Below are 17,533 nucleotides of genomic sequence, written 5' to 3' on the forward strand. Positions count from 1 at the left end.
GCCCAGCCGACCACCCCGACACCCCCGTCCAGCAAGGCCCGCCCCGGTGAACTGCGGGCCCGGATCGCCCAGGTGCTGGCCGCGAACCAGGCCGCGATGTTCAGCGTCACCGAACTGTCCAACATGCTGGGGCACTCGGGCGGCGCGGTCGGTAACGCCTGCGAAACCCTCGTCTCCAGGAGCGAGGCGGAGCGGTGCGGGGCCAAGCCCCGTATGTACCGGGCGACTTCGGCCACGGCCGCCGCCGCCCGGCAGACCCCCGCCCCCGCCCCGCCGTCCGGTCCCGTCCAGGCATCGGCACCGCCGCAGCCCGCCCCGGCCAGGCCGGACCCGATCGTCCGGCCGAACGGGATGCGCTACCACCCCCGGGCGCTGGCGGAGTTGCCGGATGTTGAGGCATTGCGGCGCCTGCGTACGGCGAATGTGGCGGTCCTGTTGTACGGGCCGCCGGGCACGGGCAAGACGTCGCTGATCGAGGCCGCCTTCGACGACCTGATCACGGTTGCGGGGGACGGGGACACGCAGGTCGGGGACCTGATCGGCGAGTACACCCAAACCACCAGCGGCGGCTACGAATTCATCTACGGCCCGCTGGTGACCGCCATGCAGGAGGGCCGGGCCCTCCTGCTGGACGACGCGACGCTGATCTCGCCGAAGGTGCTGGCTGCCCTGTACCCGGCGATGGACGGGCGGCGCCAGATCCAGGTGAAGGCGCACAAGGGTGAGACGATCACGGCCGCCGACGGGTTCTACGTGATCGCAGGTCACAACCCGGGGGTCCACGGCGCGGTCCTCACCGAGGCCCTCGCGAGCCGCTTCTCGGTGCAGATTCAGGTGAGCTCCGACTACGACCTGGCTGCCTCCTTGAAGATCAACCGAGCGGCGGTGCGGGTGGCCCGCAACTTGGCCACCCTGCAGCAGGCCGGGGACGTCGGCTGGGCCCCGCAACTGCGCGAGCTGATCGCCTTCCAGAAGATCGCCGATGTGCTCGGGGTCCGGGCGGCCTTCGCCAACCTGATCGGCGTCGCCCCGATCGAGGACCGTGACCAGGTCGCCGACACCGTCACCAAGGCCCTCGGCCGCCCCGTCAGCGCTCTCGCCCTGGGCCGCCAGCTCTGAGCCCGGTTTGCCCGGTGGCCCACAGCCTCGTCGCAGGCTCGGCCACCGGCCCCGAAGCACACCCCCGTACGTCTGCCCGGAAGGGACCGTGAATCGCCATGCCTGCCCACGTCCAACACACCCCGACCGCTGTAACGGAGGCCGAACTGGCCCTGGCCTGCTGGGCCGACGACGGCGGCACTGCCCTTGAGCCCGCCAGCGCCGCGCAGTGGCGCCGCATCGGCGCGGCCCTGACCGACCGGCTGCCGGAACTGGCAGGACGCGACGGCATCCTGGTCACCTGTGAGGAACAGACCCGCTCGGGTGCCCCGGCCGCGTTCTTCCCCACTCGGGCGGCCCTGGAAATCGACCGCGCCCTCTTCGCGCCCCGCCCCGCCCGCATCCGTCCGAACCGGGTGGGGGACGAGGTCAACTACCCGACCGCCTGGGGTGCGTTCGTGCACGAGGCCGCGCACGCCGCTCACTCCCGCTGGGCCACTCCACCCGAGCTGCGCGGCACGGCGCTGGACGAGGCGGCCCAACTCCTTGAGGAGTCCCGTGCCGAGCACTGCCACCTGAGTCGCCGCCCGGAGGACCGGCGCTGGCTGCGCGCCACCGTCCGCACCCTGATCCTGCCCGAGATCAACGCCCAGACCCCTGCCGACCCGTGGCGTACGGGCTTCGCGGCTGGGTTGGTCCTCGCCCGGCAGGACGCAGGAGTCCTCGACGACGACGAGACCGCACCCCTGCGCCGCACCGTGGAGAAGATCCTCGGCCCCGACCTGCTCGACACCCTCCGGACCATCTGGACGGCCGCTCACAACACGGCCGATGACGACACCCAACAGATGCTGGGCCACGCCCGCGCCTGGTGCCAGGCCCTTGGTACCGATGCTGCAGGCTGCGTGCCTCCCCTCGACTCGGCCGCCGGAGGCATCGGCGAACTGGCGGCCGCCGTCGGCGAGGTGACCGGTGCCGTCACCGCCCACGAGGCCGCCCAGGCCACCGCCCAGGCCCGCGCCGAGGCGGCCCGTACCGCCCGCCAGGAGGCCAAGGCCAATCGCGCTGCCCGGGAGCGGCAGGCCGCCCAGACCGCCAAGTCGGTCTTCAACCCGGGACAGAAGCCCCACACCCCTGCCCACCGCCGGACCCCGGGCAGGCGCTCGACGTCCCCCGTGCTCGGCACCCGCCCGCCGACCGGTGCGGAGAAGTCGGCGGCCGGGCAGCTCGCCCGTGCCCTGCGCCGCGCGGCCTATCGCGAACCCACCACCACCACCACGGCCTCGGCGGTGCCGCCGGGCCGGTTGAGCATGCGCGGCGCACTGGCCCGGGACGCCCAGCGCGCCGCCGGGGCCACCCCTACGGCCCAGCCCTGGGTACGCACTCAGCGCCGCCACGGCCCGGTGCCGCCGCTGCGGGTCGGCATCGCCGTCGACGTCTCCGCCTCGATGCGCGCCGCCACGGGCCCGGTGGCCTCGGCCGCTTGGATCCTCGCCCGGGCGACCGCCCTGACCGACCCCGACTCGAACACCGCCACCGTCGCCTACAACCGCGCCCTGACCGCCATCACCCACCCCGGCCGCGCCGCCAGCCAGGTCTGCGAGTTCACCGCCCAAGGCGGGGGACACAGCCTCGCCGAGGCCCTCGACGCCCTCACCCACGCCCTCGACCTCGGCCACCCCGATCACGGCCGCCTGGCGGTGATCGCCTCCGACGGCTACTACAGCCCGATCGAGACCGCTGAAGCCGCCGCGCGCATCAGCGACCTGAGCGCCTCCGGGTGCGCGGTGCTCCACCTCGCCTTCGAACCCGACCCGATCCCGCTGCCCGGAGCGACGCTCCTCGAACTCACCGACCCGACCCAGGCCGCCCCGGCGATCGGCCAGGCCGCCACCACTGCCCTCGCCGCCGCAGCCCGGCCCTGACCTCGCCACGAACAACAGATGAGCCACGCAACCGAACACCACGGAAGGGAACTTCCCCCCATGCAGTCCCACGACAGCGCCCCGTACTTGATCACGCCCAGCTACCTAGCTGGCCCTGACGAGAGGGGCAGCACGCATGTCGCAGAGCACCTCCTGCACAGCGGCTGGATCAGCGCACCGTACAAGGGCGGCACGGTCTACGCCCACCGCGCCGAGCGCAGCCTGCTGGAGGCCGTCCACATCCCTGAGGACGCTCCGGCAGCGCGCGGACTGTGCATGACCAGCGGCTGGGAGTTCGCCGCCCGCCGCGCCCCCGGCCAACTCCCCGCGTGCCGGACGTACTTCTGCCCGCAGACCCCACCCGAACTCGTCACCGCACTCGCCACCGCGATCACCGACCCCGCCCCGGAAGTCGTCGGCACCCCGGCCGCCCCACCGCACTACCTGCGGGCCCCGTGCCCTCCGGAAGAAGCCACTCGGCCCCTGGCCGCGGCAGGCTGGATGCGCGATATGGGCCGGTACGAGGACGCCTGGTACGCACCCAGTCAGCAGGCCGTCGTCGTCACCCCGCTCCCACCCGACCCGGACGGGCACGGCGGCGCCAACTGGCTCTTCGCCGCCCGCCGCCACACCGACAACGTCGCCCTGTTGCACGCCATCGCCCACCCCCACACCCCAACGAACCTCATCCACGCCCTGTGCGCGGCCCTCACCGACCCCACCCCCGTACCCCGCCAACACCTCCCCGCCCCAGACGTCGGCCCCGTCACCGTCACCCACCCCTGACACCCGGACGAGCCGCCCCGCGACCGCCGGGGCGGCACCCGACACGGCCCCGACTCACCACCCGACGCGAAGGAACGGCAGACCCCATGACCGACCGCCCCATCCGGCCCCGGAGCACGGTCGCCTCCACGAACAGGCCCAAGACGCCATCCCGCCCCGGCACTACTGCCCTGCGACAGACGCTCGGCCCGAAGGGCTGCGCCCGCCTCGACCTGGACCGCCGCAACCCCCGCACCGCCCTCGGCCAGCTGGCCCAACTCGTCTGCGACACCGCCCGTGAAGCCGACGACCTCCACACCCAACTCCTCGGCCAGGTAGGCGAAGTGAGGGACTGGACGACCCGCCTCGCGGCCCGCCCCAGGCCGATGTTCATGCCCGTTCCCGGAATCCTCGAACCCTTGGCCCACACCATCGACCTCCAAGCCGCCCTTCTGGCCCAGCAACTCGCCCAACTCGACCGCGTCTTGGCCAGCTATCGAAGGACCCTGGACTCTCCCGGAACAGCCAGCGCGTGATCCGTCAGCGGATTCTCACCTCAGTCCCGAGCAGCCAGCTGCGCAGCGGGCCCTTCAGCGCCGATAACGGACGCGTGTCGGCTCGCTGCACCACTCCTCGGTGAAGGAAGACAGACGAGAGCGATGACGCACTCCAGCGCCCCGGCCGACGCACCCCCGGAACGACCCAACTCCATGCGCTGCCCAGTCGGCTGAGACCCCCGCGGCAGGCCAGCAGCCGAGCGAGCCGAGACCGGGAACCCGGCTGCTGGCCGACCAGTTGGGCACCGACGACCCGCTCGCCCACCTGGCCACCCGGCACCCGGAAGGCACCCGGCTGCACCGCCTCGCCCGCGGGCTGATCCAGACAGCCACCGAGCTCGACGCCTACTACGCCGCCGCCCGCGGTGCCCGCCGCCACCTCGGTCGGCTCCGCGCCGCCCAATGTCACCAGCGAGGTGCTCTGGGCGGCGGCCCGGCAGGCCGAAGTCGCCCTCGAACGCTGCGAGCTGACCGACACCGCGCTGGTTCGCTTGCTGGCTGCGTACCAGGACGTCACCAACGCGTACGTGTAGCCAAGGAACCTGCTGCCCCGGCGCCGCTGGAGCGCAGGAAGAAGAACCTTCTGGTTGCGCCGACTGATCATGTGTCCGCCGGGGTTCCGTACGATGGCAGCATACGGTCGGCGTATTGACCTCCTGGCTCTGTTCACGAGTCGCGTACAAAGCCAGACCTCTCCAGGCGTCATCCTGGCAGGACGGGCCCGGGTGGTGGTGGGACGGTCCGCTGCCCGGGGCGAGCGTTGAGTACCCGTGCTCATGCCTTCGGTGCCGCTTGCTTCGTACCGTCGGCCGCATGAGGAATCGCGCCAGGCTCTCGGCCCTGCTGCTTGCCGCGCTGACGGCCACGGCCTGCTCCGTGGTGGAGCGGGAGTATCCCTCCGCCGACCCGACGGCGCTGTCTCAGCGCCTGACACACCGCGCGCAGTGGGCCTACGACCAGACGGCGCTGACACCCCCGCACCGGGCAAGCGCAGGCGCGTGCCTCTTGACCAATCTCGTAGGCTCATCGCATGGCAGCCGACTCTTCCTCCCACGCTCCCGCCGACACGGTGACGTGCCACCTGACCGTGGAGCACCGTCAGTTCTGGGTCACAACGGATAGTCAGCAACACCCGTTTGAGTCAGGGGATGACTTGATCCCCGACAAAGCCAACGATCGCGTTGCGTCGGCTGGACCGGCCATAGCGATCCCCACGGTGGAGCAATGGGCGGACATCGAAGTCACCGTGACTGTTTGGGACGAGGTACCTGCACCGCCTGTCGGCCAATCGCTAGGCGAAGCTGTGTTGCCCGCTGCCGACGACGTTCTAAGGTGCGTTGACTTCCATGGCACACCGCACCCGGTTCTTCCTCTGGTCGGTGCTCCTTCGTACGTCGTGAGCGTATGGCGAAACAGGGATTCAGCAGGTGTGGAACGCTACGAGGTGCGACTGTGCCCTCGCCGTCACGACTGACGAGGGCACAGCTATCACGCGTGGGATCCGCTAGGGAAGAATCCGAACGTAGAACTTATCCTTGTGCAGGATTCGGTCTCCCTTTTGCCATACGGCCAGGGTTCCTCCAGCGGAACCGTTGTGCTTTTCGTTGACGTACTTGATCGAGTAGTTCCCGTCATCTTTACCGGCGCCCTCGTACGTGGAAGCGAACGGGTATTCGTCGCACTCGTAGTCGTCACCCGGCTTGGTGAGCTTGCCGCATTCCGTCTGCACGATCTTCCGATTCTTTTCGTACCGGGCTTTCGCTGCGGCATCCCATCCCGGGTACAGTCGGCTGAGGGGCGTCCTTGAGAAGGTCGACCCCGGAACGGCCTTACCGGCCTTTGGGGGGTCTGTCGCGGCAGGATTGAACTGCGCAGTTTCGATATGTTCGGCAACCTCGCCGTGCTTTGTCGAAGACTTCCAGTAGTGCAGAACGGGTGTAACGCGGTCAAATATCGCGCGCCCCACACTTGGCTGCGGATCTATGTACTTGGAGGAGTCGATGCGTATCCCGGTCTCCCATATCTTGGCGCTGGTTGAATTGACGACCTGTTTGGATCCCACAACGCAGCGAGATATGGAGTCCGGCCCGTACGACTGCGACTTGTCGTCGTAGACTTCGTGCACCGAGTAATGGTCGGTCGTCTCCCACTCCTTCTGAGACGTGGGGTTGTTGCTGAACGCCTGAACCTTGCAGGCAGGGTTTGACCCGTCCGGCCCGTCGTACCCGGCTGTTACGAAGTCATTCCGAAGAATTGACGCGTCTACGGTTTCGCCCTCGCGCTGGAAGGAGTCCAGACTGGTCTGAAGCTGGATTCCTCGAAAGTTGTCCAGAGCGAGGCCCGCAACAGTCTGCACGTAGCGGGTCTTACCCTTCACCACGCCCGTATCGGCGTCGACCGTATTGATCACCAGTTTTCGGACGCTGCAGAACTCGAAGTGGTTTATGATCTTCTCGCCGGTCTTGCCGCCCAGGGCGCCCTGACACTTCTGAAATGTCGGAGGCTGAGCCCTTGTGGACGCGGGAAGTTTTCCAACGTCATCCACTTCATCAGCGAAGACGTTGTAGGTAGCTCCTGTTCGCTGCGCGATGGCGTCCCCGTGCTCTTTCTGGGTCGCGACGCTTACCTTGTCTGAAAGCGCTCGTCTCAGCTGGGAGGGTGTTAACTTCGTTCCGATCGCGGGTGCTGGATTCTTGGGGTCGATGACTTGAGGGGCAGTGTTGACGAGATTTGATCCTTCGGCCGCCTGGGCGCCTGAGGCGGGCAGTAACGCGACGGTGACGGCAGCTGCGGCTGCGAGGGCGAGTCTTCGGTACTTCTGCATGAGCTCCCTCTGTGTCGGGTCAAATTCATGCACCGCAGAATCTTCTGGGCATGATTCGGCATCCGATTGAGCTACCGTCAGGTTCTACAGCGCAATTCCGTTAGAGTGCAACGAAGTAGTGAGATTCTGTCAGGTTGCTACATAAGACCCCGCTGGATCTTCTCCAACCTTCGAGGCGAAGTTGTGACCTTATGACAGTTCAGATTTGGTCGTGGCTAAATCTGTTGGGTAGCGGCAGCAGCGTAAGTTGAGTGGCTTGATTCAGCACGCCCCTTGGCTATTTCGTGCGCCTGATTACGACGGCCAGCAGGCCAATGAGCACTGCGCATCGTGAAGTTGTTGGTCACGTGTCTGGTGTGAGGGGTGGGTAGGTTGCTCGTACTGGTCGTCGGCCCATGTCCACGGTGAAGATCGTCTGACTCGTTGGTTGGGGCTTCCTCGGGTTCCGCTACGCCAGTTGCTGTGCCCCTCCTACGATCCGTCACGGGCCGGTACGCCGGGAGAGTGCGGGCGGGCGTGAGCATGCAGGAGCTGGAGCGGATCACGGCTCGCCGGAATGAAATGGACAGGCCTGCTGAGGAGTTGGCCCAAGCAGCTTCAGGAGGTCCAGACCGCGCGGGAGGAGCTCGTGATCGCCGAGCGGGTACTGAACCGGCTAGCCGAGCAGGACTTGGCCACCAGGCGGTCGCCGCGGCCGTCGCCCGACTGCGGCCCGGGTGGCGGGGCGGGCGGTGCGGCTGATCCCACACCGCAGCGAACATCCCGACGAGGCCACGCTGCCTGCTGACTATCGCAAGAGCCTGGCGATCGAGCGGCCGCCGACGGCCCAGTGCGGGTCAGGACGGTGGGCGAGGAACTGGCCGGTGAGGTGGAGGTGCGCGGCAAGCCGGAACCGCTGCGCGCGAAGATGAGAAAGCTCGCCGCCCGCGGCTGGCTGAACAAACGAGGCGACGGATGGTTCACCGCACGCCGGTATCCGGGCGGGAGGCCGATGCCTCCGTCTCAAGCGCCGACGGGCTGTTCCCACATGTCGGGGGAACAGCCCGGATCGCTGTGTCTCTTCGCTACGTGTCGTTGTCCTGAGCGGCCATCCGGTACGTGCGCGGCCTCTCGGTCACTCGCTCGGCGATGCCCTGCCGGACCAGTTTGTCCAGAGCGTTGGCCACGGCGCCTGAACTGCGTTCCAGTACGCGACCGATGCGGGTGGCGGTGAACGCCTCGCCGGGATGGGCCTTGAGGTGGTCGATGACCATGTCCCGCAGTGCCCCGGGGGCGAGCCGGGTCTTCCCGCCGGGCACGGGGACCGGCTCGGCCGATGCCGTACCGCTCACCTGCGAGTCGGCCTCCGCCCTGCGGGAATCCGGCTCGCCGGGACCGCCCTCGCTGGAACTTGCTTCCTGGCCCGGGCTGTTGGCGCCACCGTCGTCCATCTCACCCGGGCCGCTGTCCGGCTTCGGGGTGCCGTGCTGCTCGGCGATCTCCGGAGCGTGGGCGTCGGGAGAGGTGTCCTGGCTGTGCTCGGGCGCCGGGTACGTGGCCGGGGCGGTGGTGTCGGCGGGGAGCTCCGCCGGGGCGTGTTCCTCGTGTCCGTCGGTTTCGTTGCTGCTGTTGGTGTTTGACGTGGGGGCGGGGCGCCAGTGGTCGGGGGTGCGGCGGGGGCCGTTGCGGGTTCCGGGGGTGCGTACGGCCAGGCCGTGGGTCTCGATTGTGTTGAGGGCCTTGGAGACGGTGGAGCGGGACAGGCCTGTGGCGAGGGCGAGTTCGGCGACCGTGGCGCTCTCGTGCGTTGCGGCGAGCTGGGTGTAGACGTCTGCGGGGTGGCCGGTCAGGCCGTGCAGGGGTTCGGGGTCGGGGACGGAGTGCAGGGTGTGTGTGCTGGTGTCTGGGGTGTCGGTCATGGGTGGGGCCTCAATTCCGTGAGTGTGTGTGGTGTTGAGGTCCCCGGCCGGGGTGCGGGTCCGGTGTTGGGCCTGCGGGTGTTCGCCGGGCGCGTGCGCAGCGCGGGGTTCCGGGTGAACGTGGCTGCGTACCGGCGGGTTCATGGTGCTTGGTGTGCCCGGTCGGTTCGTCGGCCACGACCATGGACGCTCCACGTCCGCAGGAAGTCAAGCGGCGTAAACGCGCAGATCAGAGAGGTGCTGCCGCGGCGTCGGCCAGCGGTCGGGGTGGTGTGCCGATCGGCATACGGGCGCGGGATCTGTCCGGCTCGCGGCGACCGGTCGCGAGCGGCGCGGATCGGGCTGGTCGGACGATCTGTGTGGTTCATGGAGAGTCGGCCGGTGGCGTCGCGGGCCGGGTGGCGAGCTGGTGGTGGATCTGGCGGGCGCGGGCTGGACCGATCCGCAGCTCGGTCCGTAGCCGCCAGATGCTCGCGGGGCGGCCCGTGGTTCGGCGTACGGCGCGGTCGAGGGCGACGGCCCGGTCCCACACGTCGCCGTCTGCCGAGGTGGCTTGAGCGGGCTGGCCTCCGGGTGGGGGCGGGGGTGCCGTCGGCGGGCTGTCGGCCGACACTGGCCCCGTATGGCCGGGTGTCGGCGACGGTGCTGGTGGTGCCGCGGTGCTGCCCCCTGGTCCTCGATCGGCAGCTGTCAGTGCCTCACCGTCCTCGATCGGCGGCGTATCGGCCGGACCACTAGCTGGTCCGGTCGAACCCGCTTCCGTCGGCGTGGAGTTGGGGTGGTCCTCGGCAGGGTCGGTGGTGTCGATCTGGTGCATGAGGTGGGTGATGGTTCGGCGGTAGGCGGCGATCGTTTCGGTGAGGGCGATCAGGAGCAGGGCCGGGGTGAGGTGGAGGAGGACTGCTGCTGGATCTGCCCGGTGGGGCCAGCCGATCTGTCCGTCGGGCCAGAGGGACTCCCACGTGTTCATGAGGGCGGCGGTGCAACCGGCGCTCCAGCGCAGGGTCGTGGACCAGGCGGGTGGGCGGATGCCCCAGGAGGCGAGGCGGGCGTCGACATAGAGGACGCCGGCCAGGGCGATACCGAGCATGGGGTCGAGGAGGACCGCGATGGCGAGGGGGACGCCGCGGCTGGTGGCGAACTGGGTGACGTTGACCGTGGTGAAGACCAGGGCCAGTACGCCGACCGTGCACAGGACTCGGGTCATGAACCTGAGCAGGGCGACGGCCTCGTGCGCGTCCGGATGCTTCATCGCGTGCCACCTGTGCTGGTGGTCGCGCTGGCTGCGGGGCGGGTGGCGCCCTGGTAGGTGGGGCTGTCGGTGTGGGCGGGGGCTTCGCGGACGACCGCGCCCGGGTATGGGGCGTCCACCGCCTGTCCGCCGCCGGTGTAGATCGACACGTGGGTGATGTGCCCCGGGCCGGTGCCAAAGAACAGCAAGTCCCCGGGGAGCAGTTGGGTGCCGTGCGGTACGCGGGGGCCTGCGTCGAACTGCGGCTGCGCCACGCGCGGGATGGTGATTCCGGCGGACCGGTAGGCGGCCCTGGTCAGGCCGGAGCAGTCGAAGCCGCCCTCAGACGGGCCGTCGCCGCCCCAGACGTACGGCGTGCCGATCTGGGCCCGGGCGAAAGCAACTGCTTTTCCCGCCGCTCCTGTTGGTGTCGGTGCGGCGGCAGCGTACTTCGCGGCGGTCTGCAGGACCTGGTTCACGTACGCCTTGCTGTGGTTGTAGTGCCAGATGGCCCGCCGTAGGTCCTTGCCATTCTTCGCGCCGTTGGCGCACAGCAGCCTGGCGGCGGCGTAGACCGCGTCGATCGGGTCCCACGGGGTGGGCGGCTTCTTCCCGCCGGGCGGGACAGGGTACGCGTACGCCTTGAACGTGGAGTCGAGGAACTGCATGGGGCCCTTGGCATTGGCCGAGGAGATCATTGTGGGGTGGCGGCCGTGGTCCGTCTCGACCTTTCCGATGGCCGCGAGGATCGTCCACGGCAGGCCGGGGCACTCGGGGGCGGCCCGCTGGTAGAGGGCGAGCATGTACGGCGGGATGTCGGCGACTGCGTACTTGCTCGGCGTTGCTGATGCTCCGCCGCCCGGCAGGAGGGACGAGATCAGGGTTGCGATGAGTACGGCGGTGAGGAGCGGGAGTGCGAGGACCGTGCAGCCGACGCCCGCGGCGGTCTTCGCGAGCGGGGAGGTCACGGTGCCGTCTCGGGCAGGGGTGGGACGGGGTGGGTGAGGCCGGTGTCGGCGTCGGTGGGTTCCAGGCCGGTGGCTGGGGTGAGGTGCGGCCAGTATGCGGCGAGGGCGGTGAGGGTGGTGCGGTGGGTGCCGGGGCCGAAGGGGGACCACCACGGCCCCCAGGGGCTGGTGGTGGTGTGGTCGGCGGAGCTGGTGGCGATGGCGAGGCCGAGGTCGCGGGCGGGGGCGGCCAGGCGGTGGCGGATGTTGGCTTCTCGGGACGCCGTGCGGGTGTGGATGAGGAGGGCGGGGCGGGTGCCCGTGTTGGTGGCGAAGGTGGCGTAACCAGGGAGCTTGGCCTCGATCCTGCCCAGGGGGCGTTGGGTGCCGGTGTCGTACTCCAGGAAGAACGGCAGGAGTCGGGAGCCGTCGGTGAAGTGGGCGTAGGCGTCGGGGCGGATCATGTCGCCCCAGCGGCGGGTGCAGGAGCGTTCCGAGAGCCAGACGGGCAGGCCGGTCGTGGGGTGAGTCCGTGCGCGCGCGGCGAGGTGGGTGAGGAGGTCGTTGACGCCGAGGTCGTGGCCGAGGGACGGGGAGTAGGCGATGCGGGCGGTGGAGGTGGGGCGCCAGCCGATGGCGGCGCGCTCGAGGCCGGTGTGGGCGGCCAGCAGGGCGGCTCCGGCGGGACCGAGGGTGTAGTGCTCGGGGGCGGAGCCCGACTGGACGAGAGGGCGGAACGAGTCGAGGACAGCGTGGTGGTGGAGCAGGCGAAGTCGGCGTTGGGCGGAGCGCAGAGTGGTGAAGGCGAGGCGGGTGATCTGGTGAGTGGTCAGGACACGGTGCTCGTACAGCATCCGTACCAGCCACAAGTCCCGCGTCGTCAGGAAGCGTGAGAGAGCCGCGACGTCGATGCGTCCTGGCGTGGTGGCGGGGCGTCGGCGGCTCGTGGCGGCGCGGGCCGTGTAGTGCGAGCCGGGGCCGGAGGTGGGGCGGGGGAGTGCGGGCATGACGGATCACCACCAGGTGCTTGCGGGAGTGGGGCGAGGGAAGCCCGTGCAGTGCTGCAGGGGTTAAGGGCCGGTGGCCAGGCGTGGTGCCGTGCCGGAGGCCGCGGCCGCGCGCAAGTCCGCGGCGCGGCCTGGGACGGCGGGAGGCAGGGGGCGCGTGGTGAGGGTGAACGCGGCCGATGCTGCGCCGCCGGTGAGCAGGTGGGCGGCGGCCTGGTAGGGGCCGAGGTGAGCCAGGTCGTGCGCGGCGAGGGTGGGCAGGGTGTGGCGCTCCAGGGCGTTCGCGTCCTCGGGGGAGGCGTTGAAGAAGATCTTGTTGCGGGCGTTGGCGGAGATGCCTTCGCGCAGGTCGCGGGGGAGTTGGGCGAGGTGCTGGTGGGCGAGGGTCATGGCGAGGCGGTAGCCGCGGGCCTCGGCGAGCATGTCCTCCAACGGGTAAGGCAGCGTCAGGAAGTTGTGGCACTCGTCGACGTACAGCGAGGCGTCGATCCGGTCGCGTTCCGGTACCCGAGCGCGGGCCGCGGCGGCCTGCCAGGTCCCGGCGACGATGAAGGAGCCGAGGAGCCGGGCGGTCTCCTCGCCGAGCGCCCCCTTGGGGAGGCGGGCCAGGAGGATGCCGCCGTCGAGGACCTGGGTGAGGTCGAAGGTGGAGGGGCCTGCGGCAATGGCGCGGCGGGCGAAGTCGCGCAGCAGGAAGGCACGGAGCTTGTTCATGACCGGCCCGACGACCGCCGCCCGCGAGGGGTCGGACAGGGACTCGTACCAGGACCAGAAGCCGCGTAGCACTGGGTCCTGCAGAGCGGGGATGAGGCGCAGACGGTAGGCGTGTTCGCCGAGCAGGCGTGGGACGTCGGCCAGAGTGACCAGCTGGCCTGTGCGGTCGCGGTGTTTGAGCAGGGTCAGACAGGCGGCGCGCATGACGTCGTCGGTTCTGGGGCCCCAGAAGGCGGTGAAGATGCGGCGGAAGATGCCGGTGATGTTGTCGACGACGACATCGATGTCCGTGCCGTCCAGGACGTTGAGACAGGGCGGGATATGCCGGTCGTCGGGGTCGATCAGCGTCAGCCGGTCGGCGCAGGTGTCGGGCAGACGGGCCAGCAGATCGGTGACGAGGTCGCCCTTGGGGTCAATGACGATGGCGCCGCGCCGGTTGCGTACGTCGTCCAGGACCAGATTCCCGATCAAGGTGGACTTGCCGGAGCCGGTGGCGCCCATGAGGTGGGTGTGGTGGCGGGCGTCTGGGACGGCGAGGCCGACGCCGCGTCGCGCGCCCGTGTCCGAGCGCCCCAGGGGTTTCACGCCGCTGCCTGGGGTGGGCTCGGGGATGGTGGGCGGGGGCAGGACGGAGCGGGCTCCGGCGCGGCGCAGGCCGGGGGCGTCAGGGTCGAGGGGGAGGTGGGCCAGGGCGGCGAGCTCCGGAACCGACAGCAATGCCGAAGTGGTGGGGAAGTGGCGGTGGTTGAGTTGGGGTTCGGGGCTGTGGAGGCGGGTTCGGGTGAGGTGGTTGCGGTCGGCGTAGAGGCCGAAGGCTGAGGCCAGGCCGTGGGCGCGGCCGCGTACCGCGTCCTCGGCGCGCTCGGCCTTGGGGGAGTTGGTGGCGGCGTAGGTGAGGGAGGTCTGCCACTGGGGGCCCGCGAGTTTGGCGGCGGCCTGCCGCACCGTGGCGGCGTGCTCCGGGTCCTGCCTGCCGGTCGCGGTGCGTTGTGGGCGGTGTAGGAGCAGTGCGGCCAGCGCGGGCAGCCGGTTCGGGGTGTGCCCGGCCTTGAGACGTCTGGCCTGGCGGCGCGCCCGCCGCAGAGCTCGGCCGGTGGCGGGCCGGGCGAGGACTTGGACGCAGGCCGACTCAGTCTCCGCGAGGCCGGTGGCGGCCTGCAGTAGCGCACGCAGGGGGTCGCTGTCGTGATCCGTACGCAGCGGCAGCACGCACGGTCGGGCGGGGCGGAGGCGACCGGCTGTGACCACATGACCGGCAGGCAGGAGAGGCTGCGGGTCGGTGACGCGGGTGTGGGCGCCGGGCCAGGCCGCTTCGACGGCGCGGCGCACCAGGCCGAGCGGTACGCCGCCGGGTACCCACAGGCGGATGCGCAGGCCGGTGTGGGACCAGGCGTATTCGAAGCCGAGGTGCGGCTGGCCGGTGGTGATCCGTCGCCACCAGGGGCGGAGCAGGCCGGACAGTTGGGCCCACAGCACCTCGCCGCCCGTGGGGGTAACGGTGGGTGGGGCGAGGATCTCCACCCAACGGGCCTGATCGGCGAGGCGGCGTCGGCGCCACCCCAGGAGCCAGACGTGTGCAGCGCAACCAGCGGCTGTGGACACGAGAACGGCAGGGAGGAGGAGCGGAGCGATGGCGGCACACCACATCCACGTACCGGTGACGACGTCTGTCCAGAAGCCGCCGGGGTGGGTGAGGAAGTCGGAGAGCGGCCCGTCGGGTGATGCCCACATCTGAGGCGCGTCGTGAACCGTCATCGTTCCCACACCGCCGTCTCGTTCAGGTCATCGGCGGAGCCGCTGAACTCGCTGTCGTTACCGAGGTGCTGGGCGGCGAGTTCGCGCGGGTCTGTGGTGATCACGCCGTGCTCTTCGGGGGCGGCCACGCTGATGAAGGCGACTTTGTGGCGGCGGTCGCCGGTGAGGAGCAGGGCTTCGCCGCGGGTGGCAGAGAGCAGGAACTCGCGCTCGCCGTGGCAGAGGTGGAAGTTCTCTGCGATCTGGTCGATGGCTTGTGGGGCCTGACGGAGCAGGATCTGGGTGGCGGCGTTGGAGACGATGGCCCGGCCGAGTGGGGAGGCTAGGACGTCGTCGGCGTCCTGGGTGACCAGGGCCAGACCGGTCCAGCGCTTGCGGGCGGCCTTGGCCATGCGGAACAGGAACCGGGCGCCGGCCCCGGCCTGCATGAGCATCCACGCCTCGTCGACCACGACAAGGTGCCTGCCGCGACGCGAGCCCAAGGTGACCTGCCGCCAGACCGCGTCGAGGGCGAGCAGCATCGCCGGTGCCTTGACCTCTTCCGGTAGCTGCCGCAGCGCGTACACCACTAGGTGTCCGGAGGTTTCGACGGTGCTGGTGCCGTTGAAGAGGCGGGCGTGCGAGCCGGTGGTGTAAGGGGTGAGCCGCTCGGCCAGTTCAGCGGCCACCTCGGTGGCTGCGTCGCGTAGCCGTGCTTCGAGGTCGGCGAGTTGGGGTGGCGTGCGGGTCCAGGTGCGCGCGTCGGTAGTGATGCTCGCCTGTTCGTAGGTGGCCAGGATCGCGGTGTCGAGGACGGCCTTCTCGGCGGCGGTGAACTCCGAGCCCAGGAGCACGGCGAGGAAGGTGTGCAGGAACAGCACGCGCCGGGTCAGTACCTCGTCACTGGGGTCGGCGGCGGTGGGCAGGTCGAAGGGGTTGAGCCGGACACCGTCGGTGCCGAGTGCGACGACGTGCCCGCCGATGCTCTCGGCGAGACGTACGTACTCGTCCTCCGGGTCGATGACCGAGGCGGTCGCGCCGGTGAACAGGAGCCTGAGCAGCTCGAGTTTGGTCAGATACGACTTGCCGGCGCCGGAGCGGGCCAGGGTGATGGAGTTGTAGTTGTCCTGCGCGAACCGGTCCCACAGCACCGGGGTCCCGGACAGGGCGTTCAGGCCGTAGAGCACGCCGGTGGTCCGGCCGTCGGGGCCGGTGGGTGGGGGCAGGTCGGGGCTGGTGAAGGGGAAGCAGGCCGCCAGCGCGGCGGTGTCGAAGGTCCGGTGGATCTTCAGCGTGTCGATGCCGAGGGGCAGGGTGGCCAGCCACCCGGGCAGCGCCCGGTACGTCGTCGGGGCGACGGACAGGAGCAGCGACTCGGCCACCGCCCTTACAGCGGCGACCTGTTCGGCGAGGGTGTCCTCGTCGGCAGCGTGGACGGTGAGGTACAGGGAGACGTGGAACAGCTTTCCCTCGCCACGGGCAATCCGGTAGGCGAGGTCGGCCGCATCCGCCGCGGCCGCCTCCACCTCCGGGTCGTCGAGCTGTCCCTTCTCGAAGCCGGTGCGCCGTCCGGATTCCAGGCGGGCGCGCTGCTTCTTCAGCCCGGCCGCCGCGACCGGGTTGGGGATGGGGTCGATGTGCAGGGCGATGTCGAGATGTCCGGGGAAGTTCAGGAGTGGGGCGAGCCAGCCGGGGGTGACCTCGGCCGGATAGCCGGTCACCACCAGGGTGGAGGTCAGGTGCGCGCCGACGGCCAGAGTGCGGGCGTGGACCTCGACGGCCTCCGGCCCCACTGCTTCCAGAAGTCGGCTGCCTTCAACTCGCCCCGTGTTGGGGCAGGTTCGGTGCCTGTGCGGGTTGAGCGGGTTCACGGGCGGCCTTCTTCGTCGATCGGGGCGGACGAGGTGATGGGGGTGTCGGGGTTGCACGCCGCGCCGATGAGGCGGGCTGTCTGTCCGGCATCGAGCGGGGTGACCGTGACCTCGGCGGGGGCGAGGGCCCGGGCGGCCTCATCCAGGCGTTGGCGTTCTCGGCCCGTGCCCAGGGCTGTGCGGGCGCCGCGTGGCGGGTGGGGTTCGCGGGCGGTCAGGACGATCTGCCGGGCCAGGGGATTGGCGCTGGTGGCCAGGTCGTTGAGGAAACCGGCGTGAGCGCGGGCGGCTTGTTCCAGGGCCGGGTGCGGCAGGGCTGCGGCGCCGTGCTGCAGGCCGTGGGCGAGCGGGGCGAGGTCGGTGCGGTGGCAGCGCACCAGAAGCTGGGTCGGTCCGGTCAGCGAGTTGAGCCAGCGCGCGAACGCCGCCGTGAGGCCTTGCTGTTCGGTCGCGGAGCGCAGGTCGAAGTTGACCGTTGTGCAGGTCGCCACCGCGGCGTGCCCGTCGCGGCCGAGAGTGAGGGCCCCGGCCGGGGTGATGCCGGTGCAGGGCAGGTCCATTGCGGCTGGCGGCGCCCCCTGGGCTGTTCTCCAGCTCTCGGGGATGATCTCGGGGAGGGGTGGAACTCCTTCGGGGGCGTGCACCTGGCGCTTCGGTGCGCGGGCGTGGGCCCAGGCGGCGGCCGCGAAGCGGTCCAGGCCGATGCCCTCCCGTTTGCCCAGGGCGAGCGCACCGGCCGCGCCGGCGACGGGCACCACCATGACGAGGTAGGCGAGGGGGCTCAGCCAGGGGCGGGTGGCCCAGTAGCAGCCGTACAGCACGAGCGCGACCACCGTGAGGATCGCGGTCTGCCGTGCGGTGAAGGGGCCCAGGAGGCGGTCGGGACGGCTGATATCGGCGGGGATACGGGTGGCGTACAGACCCTCGTCAGGGCCGTGGTGGTCGGGGCTGGGCACGGCGGA

The 17,533-nt window shown here is 70.4% G+C and carries 13 protein-coding genes; 5 read left to right on the top strand and 8 right to left on the bottom strand.

Annotated features, from left to right (window positions below; all coding sequences use genetic code 11):
* Positions 1 to 63 precede the first annotated feature (63 nt).
* The 5 genes from ACWD10_RS18610 to ACWD10_RS18630 all read left to right on the top strand — a co-directional run bounded on the left by ACWD10_RS18610 (position 64) and on the right by ACWD10_RS18630 (position 4,878).
* Positions 64 to 1,119 (top strand): AAA family ATPase, encoded by a 1,056-nt coding sequence (locus ACWD10_RS18610; RefSeq protein ID WP_451092377.1) that lies wholly within the window; start codon positions 64 to 66, stop codon positions 1,117 to 1,119.
* Positions 1,120 to 1,217: 98 nt separating this feature from the next.
* Positions 1,218 to 3,023 carry a hypothetical protein gene (locus tag ACWD10_RS18615; protein WP_451092193.1) on the top strand — a complete coding sequence of 602 codons (1,806 nt, stop codon included), beginning with the start codon at positions 1,218 to 1,220 and terminating at the stop codon, positions 3,021 to 3,023.
* Positions 3,024 to 3,083: 60 nt separating this feature from the next.
* Positions 3,084 to 3,809: a DUF317 domain-containing protein gene (locus ACWD10_RS18620; RefSeq protein WP_451092195.1), complete on the top strand. Its 726-nt coding sequence runs from the start codon at positions 3,084 to 3,086 to the stop codon at positions 3,807 to 3,809.
* Between the two features lie 86 nt (positions 3,810 to 3,895).
* Positions 3,896 to 4,324, top strand: a complete 429-nt coding sequence (locus ACWD10_RS18625; RefSeq protein ID WP_451092197.1) for a hypothetical protein — start codon at positions 3,896 to 3,898, stop codon at positions 4,322 to 4,324.
* A 386-nt stretch (positions 4,325 to 4,710) separates the two neighbouring features.
* A complete protein-coding gene (locus ACWD10_RS18630; protein ID WP_451092199.1) occupies positions 4,711 to 4,878 on the top strand; it encodes a hypothetical protein in 168 nt (55 codons plus the stop codon).
* A gap of 971 nt (positions 4,879 to 5,849) precedes the next feature.
* On the opposite strand, the gene ACWD10_RS18635 is transcribed toward ACWD10_RS18630, so the two are convergent.
* The 8 genes from ACWD10_RS18635 to ACWD10_RS18670 form a co-directional block, all read right to left on the bottom strand.
* Positions 5,850 to 7,202, bottom strand: a complete 1,353-nt coding sequence (locus ACWD10_RS18635; protein ID WP_451092201.1) for a NucA/NucB deoxyribonuclease domain-containing protein — start codon at positions 7,200 to 7,202, stop codon at positions 5,850 to 5,852.
* Between the two features lie 1,031 nt (positions 7,203 to 8,233).
* Positions 8,234 to 9,067, bottom strand: coding sequence for a MarR family transcriptional regulator (locus ACWD10_RS18640; protein WP_451092203.1), 834 nt, complete (start codon positions 9,065 to 9,067; stop codon positions 8,234 to 8,236).
* Positions 9,068 to 9,431: 364 nt separating this feature from the next.
* Positions 9,432 to 10,319, bottom strand: a complete 888-nt coding sequence (locus ACWD10_RS18645) for an extensin (RefSeq protein ID WP_451092205.1) — start codon at positions 10,317 to 10,319, stop codon at positions 9,432 to 9,434.
* Positions 10,316 to 11,266, bottom strand: coding sequence for an NlpC/P60 family protein (locus tag ACWD10_RS18650; protein WP_451092207.1), 951 nt, complete (start codon positions 11,264 to 11,266; stop codon positions 10,316 to 10,318). The genes ACWD10_RS18645 and ACWD10_RS18650 overlap by 4 nt, the downstream gene beginning before the upstream one ends.
* On the bottom strand, positions 11,263 to 12,252 hold the full coding sequence (locus tag ACWD10_RS18655) for a replication-relaxation family protein (protein WP_451092209.1): 990 nt from the start codon (positions 12,250 to 12,252) through the stop codon (positions 11,263 to 11,265). The genes ACWD10_RS18650 and ACWD10_RS18655 overlap by 4 nt, the downstream gene beginning before the upstream one ends.
* A gap of 63 nt (positions 12,253 to 12,315) precedes the next feature.
* Positions 12,316 to 14,721, bottom strand: coding sequence for a type IV secretory system conjugative DNA transfer family protein (locus ACWD10_RS18660; protein WP_451092211.1), 2,406 nt, complete (start codon positions 14,719 to 14,721; stop codon positions 12,316 to 12,318).
* Positions 14,718 to 16,493 (bottom strand): VirB4 family type IV secretion system protein, encoded by a 1,776-nt coding sequence (locus ACWD10_RS18665; RefSeq protein ID WP_451092379.1) that lies wholly within the window; start codon positions 16,491 to 16,493, stop codon positions 14,718 to 14,720. The genes ACWD10_RS18660 and ACWD10_RS18665 overlap by 4 nt, the downstream gene beginning before the upstream one ends.
* Positions 16,494 to 16,567: 74 nt before the next feature.
* Positions 16,568 to 17,527 carry a PrgI family protein gene (locus ACWD10_RS18670; protein ID WP_451092213.1) on the bottom strand — a complete coding sequence of 320 codons (960 nt, stop codon included), beginning with the start codon at positions 17,525 to 17,527 and terminating at the stop codon, positions 16,568 to 16,570.
* Between the last annotated feature and the right edge of the window lie 6 nt (positions 17,528 to 17,533).

Source organism: Streptomyces sp. NPDC002851 (assembly GCF_053591935.1).